This window comes from Aquimarina rhodophyticola (assembly GCF_042434915.1).
In the GTDB taxonomy this organism is placed as follows: Bacteria; Bacteroidota; Bacteroidia; order Flavobacteriales; family Flavobacteriaceae; genus Aquimarina.
Map to the genome: position 1 here is coordinate 345,863 of NZ_CP170198.1, position 13,913 is coordinate 359,775.

General features: G+C 32.3%; 4 protein-coding genes. 3 read left to right on the forward strand and 1 reads right to left on the reverse strand.

The genetic code is table 11. From position 1 onward, the window contains the following. Positions 1-83: 83 nt before the first annotated feature. Positions 84-4,130: a two-component regulator propeller domain-containing protein gene (locus ACE939_RS01570; RefSeq protein WP_378187019.1), complete on the reverse strand. Its 4,047-nt coding sequence runs from the start codon at positions 4,128-4,130 to the stop codon at positions 84-86. A 591-nt stretch (positions 4,131-4,721) separates the two neighbouring features. Between ACE939_RS01570 and ACE939_RS01575 the strand changes: the two genes are divergently transcribed. The 3 genes from ACE939_RS01575 to ACE939_RS01585 all read left to right on the forward strand — a co-directional run bounded on the left by ACE939_RS01575 (position 4,722) and on the right by ACE939_RS01585 (position 13,792). Beyond that, positions 4,722-7,790: a cellulase family glycosylhydrolase gene (locus ACE939_RS01575; RefSeq protein WP_378187021.1), complete on the forward strand. Its 3,069-nt coding sequence runs from the start codon at positions 4,722-4,724 to the stop codon at positions 7,788-7,790. A gap of 67 nt (positions 7,791-7,857) precedes the next feature. Beyond that, positions 7,858-9,699 (forward strand): polysaccharide lyase, encoded by a 1,842-nt coding sequence (locus tag ACE939_RS01580; protein WP_378187022.1) that lies wholly within the window; start codon positions 7,858-7,860, stop codon positions 9,697-9,699. Positions 9,700-9,940: 241 nt separating this feature from the next. Continuing rightward, positions 9,941-13,792: a DUF5060 domain-containing protein gene (locus ACE939_RS01585; protein WP_378187024.1), complete on the forward strand. Its 3,852-nt coding sequence runs from the start codon at positions 9,941-9,943 to the stop codon at positions 13,790-13,792. Positions 13,793-13,913 lie beyond the last annotated feature (121 nt).

Consider the following 13,913-nt stretch of genomic DNA (forward strand, 5'->3'; position numbering starts at 1 on the left):
TTGAGTACTTATTTTTGTTTTACCAACAGCAATCTTACAACCGCTCATTAATAAATACGTTCAAAAAAGATAAGAATTGAAATTTACGAATAAAACTGGTCAGTATATTGAGAAGGAGTTTTGTTATAATATTTTTTGAAAGCTTTAGAAAAATATTTAGGGTCTTTAAAACCGACTTTATAACCTACTTCAGACACGCTATGTTCACCAAGTTCTAAAAATTGGCTAGCTTTTTTCATCCTTATGGAATTTATAAATTCTTTTGGTGTTAAATTAGTCCATTCTTTAATTTTTGTAAAAAGCATGGTTCTACTTACTCCCAATTCCGAACAAAAATGAGGAATATCAAAATTAGTATTGTTAACATTTTTTTCAACAATTCTGATAGCTCTTTCTAACGACTTTTCGTCCAATGACAATACCTTATTGGATTCAATCTTCATATCGTTTTCTTTTTGTTTTAGATGTTGAGAAGTACGTATTAAGTTTTGAATTACCAGTAAAAATTCTTTGAGATCAAATGGTTTTTCGATGTAGGCATCTGCACCCGATTCTAATCCTTCGAATTTATATAGTAACGATGATTTTGATGTAAGTAAGATAAAAGGGATATGACTTGTGCGAGTATCATTTTTTAATTTTTCACATAGTACCGTTCCATCCATAATAGGCATAATAACATCACTTATAATAAGGTCAGGCTTAATTCTTAGTACTTTTTTTAATCCCTCTTTGCCATTAGTTGCCTGTACGACATCGTATATTTTTTTCAAAAATTCTGCTATAAAATCTCTAAATTCATCATTATCTTCAACAATTAGTACAGTGGGTTTGTTTTCATAATTCTGTAAACTATTAAATTCGGTCCGTTCAAAATATTCGTATTTATCAATTTGATTTTTATAAGAAAAAAAATCATTGTTGATAGGATTCTTTTGAACGATATCACAATCTTTTAAATGGGTTTTATCAAGTTTTAATACTACTGTGAACTTGGTTCCATTACCTTGTATGCTTTCTGCAAAAATCTCACCTTTATGTAAGGCTATGACTTTTTTGGCAATGTATAACCCTATTCCGCTACCTTGATTAAAATGTTTTTGATATTCAACTTTACTTGCGGTTTCGTAATATCGTTCAAAAATTTTATTTATAAATTCAGGATCAATCCCCCTACCGTTATCAGAGATTTCAACAATTGCATTATTGTCTTTTTGAAAAACTTTTACTTTTATTTTACCTCTTCGTGGTGTGTATTTAAAAGCGTTGGAAATAATATTGAAGAATACCTTTTCTAACTTATTGTGATCGTAAAAGACATCAATTTTATCTAGATCGTTTTCAAAAGTATAGAAATAGTTTCCTAGACTCGCATATTCTTTAAAAGAGTCATATACTTCTTTTAGAAAGGGGACTATGTTTTCTCTCTTAGCTTGTAATTTATAGTGTTCATTCTCGAATGTTCTAAAATCCAATAATTGATTAGTAAGTTTAAGTAATTGACTTGCATTACGTTCTATAATAAGCAACTTTTTATAAGCTTCTTTACTACCTGAGTAATTTTCAATTAACTGTTGTATCGGGGCTAGTATTAACGTTAATGGAGTTCTAAAATCATGAGATATATTGGTAAAGAAGTCCAGTTTGGATCTGTTAATCTCTTCTTGTTTACTTTTTGCAATTTGTTCAGATTTAAGCTTTCCTTTAAGAACTATTTTTGCCTTTAGGTTTGCAAATATTTGATATAGTATTAATGAAGTAATTAGAAAATAAATAAGATAAGCAAGTGGAGTTTTCCAAGGAGCAGCCTTTATTGTTATTGTGAGAGTTGTTGGATTTCCATTCTGTAATTCATTGTTATTAGCATCTTTGACTTCGAATGTATAAGTCCCTGGTTTTTGAATGGTATAACTTACTTCGTTGTTTTTAGTGAATTTCCAATTATCATTTAATCCAACTAGACGATACGCATATTGATTATTTGTTGTGTTTATAAATTTAGGAATTGCAAAATTTAAAGAGAAAGAGGATTCATTGTACCCAAGTTCAATATTATCCATAAATGAAATACTTTTATCCAGATTCTTACCATTGATTTTTAATCCAGTTAAAATGACGGTTGATTTATACTCATTGTTTTTGAGCTCTAAAGGATTAAAAAATGAAACTCCTTTGACACTACCAAAGTATAATTTGTGATTACTTCCTTTCAAATACGAGTTATTAATAAACTCATTTCCCAAAAAACCTTCTGTTTGATTATAGATAGCGGATATTTCAGTTGTAGGATCGTAATGTACCATTCCCAGATTACTACTTATCCATAGCTTATTTTGGTCATCCTCGACAATGCTATAGGCTGTGGTTATAACTGTGTTTGGTAAATTTAGATTTACTTGTTCGAATACACCATTATTTAATTTCAGAATTCCTCGTTCCTTAGTGCCAATAAGTATCTGATCGTTACTATCCTGGTAAATACATATAATATTTTGACCATAAGCACTGTTATGATCAAATAGGAAGCGTTGTAAGTTAGGGTAATCTGCAGTAATTTGATTATTTTCAATCTTATTTAAACCTTTATCTGTTCCTATCCATAAGTTATGATTGCTATCAGTAAATACACATCGTACTCTATTGTTGCTTAGGGACTTGTTGTTTGATGACAGATGCGCAATCTGTTTACTTTTTTGCGATACTGTATTATACATAATAACTCCTTTACCAAAAGTTCCTATGATAAGATTAGTGTCTATTTTTGAAATTGAATAAACTCCAATGTTGGCAAGTAAAGTGTTTAAAATTTTACTCGTAGATAAATCAAAAGACTGGGTTGCAGTATTATAACATTGTATACCATTTTTAAGTGTTCCAATCCATAATTTTTGTCCATCTAATAGTAAAGATTTTACATTAGTTCCAGCTAATTTTGCATTTAAAGCTTCGGTTTGTTCATGGTTAGTTTTACCGTTGTTATAAAAAACTGTTACTCCATTACCTTCAGTACCAATGTATAGAGTCCCTTTTTCGTCTTCAACCAATGAGCTTACGACCCCTAATTGATAGGCTTCGTTTCCCTTGGTTCTATATAAGTTGTAAAAATTATTATTGTCAATATCCCATATATTAAGACCTCCATAATAGGTACCTATCCATACAGATCCATTAGTATCAATAAAAATTTCTTTAATACTATTTTTGCTTAAGCTTTCTGGATTTCCAGATTGATGATGAATCTTAATTATTTCATGATCCTTCTTTTTAATATACAACCCTCTATAGGTTCCAATCCATAAGTTGTCATCAGTATCATATTCTAGTCTTCTTATGTCTAAGCTAGGAATTGTCTTATTATGTAAGTCGTTGCTCGTAGTAAAAGTTTTTTTCTTTTTATCAAATACGAGTAATCCGTTATGCTTTGTTCCAATATATAAATGCTCCTCATCATTATTATTTATAGTTTGAACAAATAGTGAGGGAGAGGATGTAAAACTTTCAAATTTTAAATCATATATATCATTATTAGTAGCTTTGTAAATTCCGGTTGAGGTTCCTATCCATACAGTCTCGTCCATATCTTGAAAAATTTCAACTATAAAATTATTAAGTAGACCAGATGGATTGATGTCATTTTTTCTATAGCCTATTAATTTATCCTTCTTTTGGTCATAAACATATAATCCATTAGAGGTGGCAAACCAAACACTTTGGTCACTTATAAGTTTTATGGTGCGAATAGAGTAATGTGATATAGTATTCTTTGCTGAAGAATATAAAAACCTTTTAAATGTTTCGGTTCTAGGATCAAAACGATTTAAACCATTGTGAGTTCCTATCCAAATAAAACCTTCTTTATCCTCTTTTATCGATAAAATATCATTATTACTTAAAGAAGTAGAGTCAGTTGGGATATTTCTATATACAGTAATTTCTTCACCATCATATTTGTTAAGACCATCGCGAGTGCCAATCCACATTTGACCTAATTGATCTTGTTCTATAGCCACAACCGTACTTTGTGATAATCCTTCAGAAACTGATAAATGTATGAAGTTTTGAAAATTGTACTCTTGAGAAAAAATTAAAAAATGTATCAAACATACAAATAAGGTTAATGCTCTTTTCATACTTGGGGTATGTATATGTTTCAATTAATTATAAATATAACCCTAATGTGTCAGACTTATTATAGCCGTAAGGGTGATGATTTTATAGTTTAAAAATTATGGTTATTCAATAAAAAAATCAGTAGAATCAAAACAACTGAAAATCAATTTTTTGTACAAAATCACCCCTAGAATAGAACTTTTACAACCCCATAATTTGGTAACATTGTATCATCATCTTTAGTTATAACGACTAGTAGTAATTTAAAATTTAATCATTAATACTAAACAGAACCAATATGAAAAAGTAGCAATAACATTAAAGACAAACCAAACTTACAAACAATAAAAACTATTAAAACCCCAAAGCTGTGAAAAATTATTTATATCACAAACCCATCACTTGCATATCTATAAGATCTAATTTTTCTTTCAAGATCGATAAGAGAATTGCCCAATTTTTTTAAGTAATAGGTTTTAGCATTATATACTAATGTATTGCTTATACCTGCCAAAGAATCCATAAAATCAAGCTATAATTTCTAATAGTTGTAAGAAATTATAGGTATAAACCTATACGATTATGTATAACAAATTATAAACTCACAAATCATGAAAAAAAAAGCACAATACTTTTTTAACCTAAAGTCAATAACCAAACAATTGGCACTCACTTTTCTATTAACTAGCTTTACTATATCCGCTCAAACAGTAGTTCAAAATCATGGTAGATTAAAAGTTAATGGCAATAAAGTTGTTGATAAAAATAATATTCCTACCAGCCTTGCAGGAAATAGCCTGTTTTGGAGTAATGCAGGAGATAGCTCTGATTTCTATACCGAGGAAACTGTTAAACATCTAGCAAGCGACTGGAATAGCTCGATTATAAGAGTAGCTATGGGAGTTAAGGAAACTTGGGATGGAGGAACTGGTTATGTTGATAGCCCAGAAGCACAAAAAAGTAAGATAAAAACAATAATTGATGCGGCTATTGACAATGGGATTTATGTAATTATAGATTGGCACACTCATGAAGCCGAATTATATCAAAAAGAAGCTGTAGAATTTTTTACAGAAATGGCTAGTTTATATGGAGATAATGACAATATCATTTATGAAATATACAACGAACCTATTAGACAATCATGGTCAGAAATTAAGTCGTATGCAAATGCAGTAATTGCAGGGATACGATCCGAAGATCCCGACAATTTGATTATTGTTGGATCTCCTACATGGTCGCAAGACGTAGATATTGCATCAAATGATCCTATAGATGATCATAATATAGCATATACATTACATTTCTATGCAGGTACACATGGTCAAAGTTTAAGGAATAAGGCAGCCAAAGCAATGAATAATGGAATAGCTCTTTTCGCTACCGAATGGGGCGCAGTAGACGCTAGTGGCGATGGGGATATAGATAGTGCAGAAACTGAAAAATGGATGCAATTTTTCAAAGATAATGCAATTAGTCATGTTAATTGGTCTGTTAGTGATAAACCAAGTAATAGTGATCCTAAAAGGACTGAAGGTTCTTCAATAGTTCAATTACATAAAGGAATTGACGGACTCACAAATAACGATTTAACGAAGTATGGAGTCTTTATTAAAGATATAGTCAAAAATTGGTCAAAGGATGCTGTAGAGCCTATTCCTAGTGGAGTAATTAACTGCAATACTGTAGATTGTATCAGAAATGCTATGCAAAGTGCACAGCCCGGAGACGAGATCGTAATTGCTTCAGGAACTTATACAGCTCTCGACAAAATTAGCTTTGGTAATAAAGCAACTAGATTTGGTTCTAATAAAAATGGAACCGCTTTGAATCCCATAATCATTAGAGCTCAAAATCCATTAGATCCACCAATCCTAACGGGACCTAAAGGGATCTACGATGGATATGTAATGTTTATTCTTGGAGATTATTGGATACTGAAAGATATCATTCTTGAAGAAGGGTCTAAGGGACTCGTTTTGGATAATGCAAATGATAATATTATCGATAATCTTCAAGTTCGTAAATTAGGAGAAGAAGGGATTCATCTTAGAGATGGATCCAGCAATAACTTGGTAAAGAATTGTAGAGTATATGATGTGGGAATAAAAAAGCCTGGGATAGGAGAAGGACTTTATGTAGGATCCGATAAAGGTCAACATGAGAATTCTGAAGAAGTAGGTAATATTTTTGATAACAAATATAATCCAAGATGTGATAATAATACGTTTGACGGATGTATAATTGGCCCTAATGTAACAGCAGAAGGAGCAGATGTTAAAGAAGGTACCAAAAATACAATCATTCGTAATTGTATTTTCTCTGCCCAAGGTATATCAGGAGAGAACAGTGCAGATGCTTTCATTGATCTTAAAGGAACTTATGGTTTTGTATATAACAATACTTTTAACTTAGATGGGTCTAAAATTATTAATGCAGGAGTTGATTTTTTAGATAGAGGAACGGGATCTAATACGGGTTATCGAAATGCAATTTTTAATAACACCTTTAATTTTGAAGACAGAGGATCAGAAATTCAAACTGCTAGAAAGAAGCAAGGAAATCCTTCAGAGATTCACGTTTGGAATAATATCAGAAATCCTAAAACACCAGATTTTCCTCTTAGTGATGGTACGACTGGTTATGTAACACAGTCTTGTCCAAGTTGGAATATTATTCCTTGTAACGATGAAGGCGATAATAATCCTCATGTTTCATTTTCACAACCTACTTCTAATACACTTAATCTAACACTGGGGTATGATCTTACTGTTGTAGCTGTAGCTTCTGATGCAAATGGGTCTATAAACAATTTAAAACTCTATATTAATGATGAATTAGTAAGGCAAATAAACAATGCTCCCTATAAGTGGGGTCATGTGGATGCTCCTAACCCCGAAGAGCTAAATAACCTTCCTATTGGAGATCACATTTTTAAAGTAGTTGCAACCGATGACGAAGGGAATACTGGACAGGATACCTTTACTCTTACTATAAATTCTGGCAATAATGGTGGTGATAACTGTACATTTGGTACACCAAGCTCAAGCAGTCTACCCTCTTTTGACCAGATCACATATAAAAATGTTTATGTTTTAGGAGAAGGGGGACCTAGCCTAAGCAATTTTAGAGAATTCTCTATCAATTGGAATCCTACCTATAATGGCTTATACAAGTTTGCTTTAAAAACAAATAATGGAGTTCCGAATTGGTATGTTGATCTTAAACCTTATATACAACATAATTTTAATAGCTCAAATCCAGAAGTAACTATTAGTAATTCAGGCATCAGTGGATTAGATGGAGCCTATTGGGTGGCCAATGATGGAGATAGTTTTGTAATGGTTTCTAAAAATAGTGGATATACCATTTATTTCAGCAAATCTTCTAGTACACCTAATTGTAATAGTAAAAAAACCTCTTTAGTATCATCAGAAATAGAGGCAGCTGATTTAAAAATATATCCTAACCCTTCTTCAGGTAACCTGATAACTATTTCTAATATAACACAACTAAATACAAAACTCGAAATCAAGAATATCCAAGGAGAAATAGTTTTGAATAAAACAATTCTTACTACCAACTCTACTATTGATATTTCAGAGTTAGAGGCTGGCTTTTATATCATTGTAGTTAGCGGAGACAAATACAAAAAAACGTCACGACTACTAAAGAAATAATATATGTCAAACCCTTTTTTAGACCAGGTGATCATATCACCTGGTTTTCACTACAAATCATAAGGCTATGTTTACTAGCAACAATAGAACGCTTACTGCTATATTTTTTTTATTTATAATACTCGATACCTTAGCACAAAGCATTATTTATAAAAATGATTTTGATCATATTAGAATAGGATCTATTAATAAAAAACAATCCAAAACACTGTTAAAGTTCAATTCTTGTAACGGATGTGATGAGGGATTATTGAGAAGTATTCCTAGCGATAGGGGTTCTGGAAATTGTTTGGAGGTCAAGTTTCCAAAAGACAAATCTACACCCTCTGATAGTGGTATCAATGGCAAGATATTTTTCGATGTTTCTAATTCACCCACCGGAGAGGGATATAGAGAATTATATGTGAGTTTCTGGGTGAAATTTCTGGGAAATTTTGATTTTGTTAAAGGCGGTAAAATTCCAGGACCTGGAGGCAGATTAAATGGCAAGGATATGTCTCTTCGGTTGATGTGGAGAGAAGAAGGTAAAATAGAGTTTTACCCACATTATAATACGCAAATTAATCAACAAACAAGGATCTGGTGGAATAATCAACCTGTAGGACAAGTTAAATTTAATAGAAATAAATGGCATCATATAGAGATGCATTATAAACTAAATACGCTAGGAAATGATGATGGAATAATGGAAGGATGGATTGATGGTATTAAAGCAGCAGGTTTTTATAACGTCGATGACTTTATTGTAAGCAGTGATGATGTAGGTCTTTTAATGAACCACTTTTATTTCTCAACTTTTTTTGGAGGAAGTAGTAATAGTTCTTGGTGGGCAAATAATGATGAATTGGTGCTGTTTGATGATTTTGTAGTAGCTACTGGTAGGATAGGATATGATTCGATTATAGATGAAGTAGATATTAATTTACCTCCAATAGTTTCTTTTACAACACCAGTATCAAATCTTTTTGTTAAAGAAGGCTACAATCTTCGGGTTAACGTAGACGCCGAAGATCCCGATGGATCTATCGCTGAAGTAACCCTGTATCTTGATGACACATTCGTAAGAAAGGACAATCAAGCACCATACGAGTGGGGAGATAGTAACAGTTCAAACCCTAATGAATTAAATGGATTATCATCGGGCACTTATACGGTTAAGGCAGTAGCAATTGATAATAAAGGAGCAATAACACAAAAAACTTTTAACTTAATAGTAACAAGTAACAATGACAACGATAATACTCAAGATTGCTCTTTTGCAACACCGATTATTAGCGGTATCCCAGCAATGGATAATGTATCATATACTAATGTTCATGTACTAGGGAATAATGGTCCGAACCTTGATAATTTGAGAGAGTTTTCTATTAATTGGGACCCTTTTAATGATAGCCTGCACAAATTCGCTGTCAAAACTAAGGATGGTTTCCCAAGGTGGTATATAAGTTTTGTTGAAACAATGTCTTTTCAGTTAAAAAATGCTAATCCAGAAATTACTTTAACGAATACAGGCGTTGCTGGATTAGATGGCGCTTATTGGGTAGCAAAAGACGATGATAATTTTATACTCGTATCAAAAAGCCGAGAGTTTTCTCTCTACTTTAATAATTCTTTGACAGCGCCTTCATGTTTAAGTAAATCTAGCAAAACTTCTTTGGTTGATGAGTTAAATTTAATTGTTCATCCTAATCCTGTAAAAAATGTTCTACATATTTCAAACACTTTTTCTACAATTGATAAAGTAAATATTTATGATTTTCAAGGAAAAGAAATTATCACTAAAAGAATAAATAAAGAACAGTTTCAGACTGAATTAAATGTTCAAAACCTTGAAGCAGGTTTGTATTTTTTGAAAGTATACTTTACTGATAAAAAAACATTGAAAACTAAATTTATAAAAGAAATATAACCCCAATGAATTGTTTTCAACAAAGAATTTTTCTCAACTAAGAGCTAAAGTCTTTACTACTTAAAAACAGTCTCAAAGACTTCAAAGAAATTGCAAATTTTGATCTTTTCACATTATAAAAGTGTTTTGATTGAATTGCAATGTTTTAAACACAAATTTAAGACCAATAAAGATCAACAGTTACATGATTAATTAAATCGCTTGGTCACCTAAACCTATGTATAAACTTAACAATTAAAACATGAAAAAACACAAGCATTCTATGCTATTCTCGCTTATTGCATGTATAGTATTTTTGTCTAATCAGCCTTCTCAGGCTCGAGAAATAGATATTAAATATCAAAATAATACCTCATTTCGATATAAAATAAAGAAAGAAACTGAAACCGTAATTAATAGAGCTCCTAAGATAATTATCACAAGTCCAAATGACAATAGTGTATATAAAAATAGTCAGGGCTTATCAGTAAAGATCAATACAGATGATAATGATAGTCGCATAGTCAAGCACCAAGTGTATATTAATGATAATTTGGTTGATACTGATGGAAGCAATTATACAGATCACCCTTTAACTAATTTGAGAACAGGTAGCTATACAGTAAGGGTTGTAGTTACTAATATTGATGGAGTTATCGGACAAGACACTATATCATTTTCTATCAATGAAGGTAATAATTGTGATATCTACGAAGAAAAAGATGGCCTAGTCGTTATCGAAGCTGAAAATCTTTCCATTCTGGGAGACTGGAATAAAAAAAATACTATATCAGGGTTTACAGGAAGTGGTTATCTAGAATGGACAGGGCCTAATCATTTTAATGCTCCTGGTAATGGTTTGATAAACGCTAAAATTAAAATAAATTCTCCTGGACGATATAAGTTTCAATGGAGATCAAAAGTAGGAGAAGGAGAAAGTGCTACAGAAGCTAATGATACGTGGTTAAAATTTCCAGATGCTGACGCTTTTTATGCCCAAAAAGGAAGTGAAAAAATTTATCCCAAAGGGTCAGGTCTAACACCCAATCCAGAAGGTGCGGGTGGCCAAGGATATTTCAAAGTATATTCAACGGGTACTACGAATTGGACCTGGACTACAAAAACAAGTGATAAAGATCCTCATGATATTTTTATTGAATTTGATAGCCCCGGTGTATACACAATGCTAATATCGGGTCGCTCCAAACACCATGTTGTAGATCGTGTAACATTAAATAAATCCAGTGTAAATGCTACCATCATATCTCTTGAAGAAACTAAATGCCAAAACAATGGGCAAAATAATAGCAAGGCCACTATAACTGGAGAGCTCAAAAAATGGCACAACGTAGTATTAACCTTTAATGGTCCCAATACTTCAGAAACTGCCGCTGATAATCCATTTTTAAATTATCGATTAAATGTGACATTTACACATCAAAGCGGGTCCCCTTCTTACGTAGTTCCAGGATACTATGCTGCCGACGGAAATGCGGCTCAAACTTCTGCAACTAGTGGTAATAAATGGAGAGTTCATTTTGCTCCCGATAAGACAGGAACTTGGAATTACAAAGTTTCATTTAGAAAAGGAAGAAACATAGCGGTAAATGAAAACAAAACAGTAGGAACTGTTGCTGGTTTTATGGATGGAGAAATCGGATCTTTTAAAATCAATACTTCAGACAAATCCGGAAGAGATTTTAGAGCAAAAGGTCGTTTACAATATGTAGGCGAACATTATTTGCGTTTCGCTGAAACAGGTGAGTATATGATAAAACAAGGACCTGATTCACCTGAAAATTTATTTGCTTATAATGATTTTGACAACACACCCAACGTAGGAAATAGAAGAAAAGATTATCGACCACACATAAGAGATTGGAATTCTGGTAATCCTACTTGGAAAAATGGAAAAGGTAAAGGATTGATCGGTGCTGTTAACTATGTTGCTAGTGAAGGATTAAATTCTATGTCTTTTCTTACCATGAATATTGATGGTGATGATGAAAATGTATACCCATATGTGAGTAGTAATCAACGTACGCGAATGGATGTATCAAAACTTTCGCAATGGGCTATCGTAGTTGAGCATATGCAAAAGAATGGAATTTTTGCACATTTTAAAACCCAAGAAACCGAAAATGAATCATTACTAGATGGAGGAAATACAGGTGTACAACGCAAACTGTATTACAGAGAATTAATAGCTAGATTTGGTTATAATTTAGCTTTAAACTGGAATCTTGGCGAGGAAAATGGGGTTGGACCGCAACCTATAAATCAATCACCAGAGCAACAAAAAGCTATGGCAGCGTATTTTTATAAAAATGATCCTTATAAACATCATATTGTTATCCATACATATCCAAATGATTTTCCAGATCATTTACTTGGCAATCAATCAAAACTAACAGGGTTTTCCTTACAGACCAATCAACCTAATTTTAGTAGCGTTTTTGGTAAAGTAAAAGAAGGGGTAGATAAATCTAAAAGTGAAGGTAAAAAATGGGCGATTGCTTGTGATGAACCTGGTGATGCCGGTCAGGCGCTTCGCCCAGATAATAATCCAGGAAATTCGCACATTGATGGAAGAAAAAATGCACTGTGGGGTACTTTACTTGCAGGTGGATGGGGAAATGAGTGGTATTTTGGTTATTTACAAGAACATTCTGATCTTACTCTGCAGGATTTTAGAAGTCGTGATAAATGGTGGGACTATCCTCGCTATGCGATTCGATTTTTTGATATAGCAGAACTTCCTTTAACACAAATGAAAAATAATAATTCTTTGTCTTCCAATGCTAGCAGCTATTGTTATGCAAAACAAGGAGAAGCCTACGTCGTGTATTTAAAGGAGGGAGGTAGTACGAGTCTTAATCTAATAGGTCAGAGAGGTAGTTATACTGTAAAATGGTATGACCCTCGCAATGGTGGTAACCTTGTCGATGGTTCTGTCACAACTATTAATGGTGGGGGTAAAAGACCTCTTGGAAACGCCCCAAATAATGGTAATAAAGACTGGGTGCTACTAATAACTAAAAAGACCTCTAATTTAGATGAGAATCAAGCTCCAATCGTATCATTTGCTCTTTTGTCAGAGAATACTACAATTCAAGAAGGATATACAAATTTTGAACTAGAGGTAGACGCATCTGATAGTGATGGTTCGATAAGTAACGTCAAATTATTTGTTGATGACAGATTAGTTCGTCAAGAGAGTACAGCTCCGTACAAGTGGGGAAGAGGCAATAATGTTGGAGAGTTATTAGGTTTGTCTGTAGGTAACCATATCATAACAGCTGTAGCTACAGATAATGATGGAGCAACGGCGGAGACTACTTTTACTTTAAAAGTTGTAACTGAGGTTTTAATTAGTAATCCTATAAGCTCTATTATAGACCCATCTGAAAACATAACACTAGTAAGTAATGATGAGAGTGGTAACAATAGAGGCTGTTCTTTTAATATGCCAAATACCAAAGGTATCCCTGCTATGAATAATAGTTCATATACAAATGTTCACTTTGCAGGAAAAGAAGTTCTGGGCCTAAATAATTTCAAAGAACTTACAATTCATTGGGATCCTGTGTATAATACGCTTTATAAATTTGCGATTAATACAGATGGTAAAATTCATAATTTGCACATGAATCTCTCTAATATAATGAGTTATCAGTTAAAGAATGCTCAACCTGAGGTTACTTTAATCAATACTGATATTGTAGGATTAGATGGGGAATATTGGGTAACAAAGGATGGTGATAATTTTATTATGGAATCAAAAGATAAGGATTTTATGCTTTATTTTAGTAATTCGGCTACTCCACCTTCCTGTTTAAAAATCTTAAAAAAAGTTTCTATTCCAAAAGAAAATCTTCTGAACATAAAATTATATCCAAATCCAGTTGAGAACGGTATTTTGTTAATTAAAGGTATTAAAAATAAGGAAGTATCAATTCAAGTATTAAGTTTAATTGGACAAGTGGTTTTACACAAAAATGTCAAAGAGGTAAATGAATATCAATTACCAGTAGAAACGTTAGATGTGGGAAGTTATATTTTAAAAATAAAAGGTAAGGATGTAAATACGTCACTACATTTTATAAAAAAGTAATTATAGTTCAAGTTCCATCGGAAAATAATACAGTTTTCCGATGGAATTTTACAAATTTTAGAAATCTAATACATAGATGAATCAGTCTGATACATCAAGAATTTTTATGCGAAGATTAAAA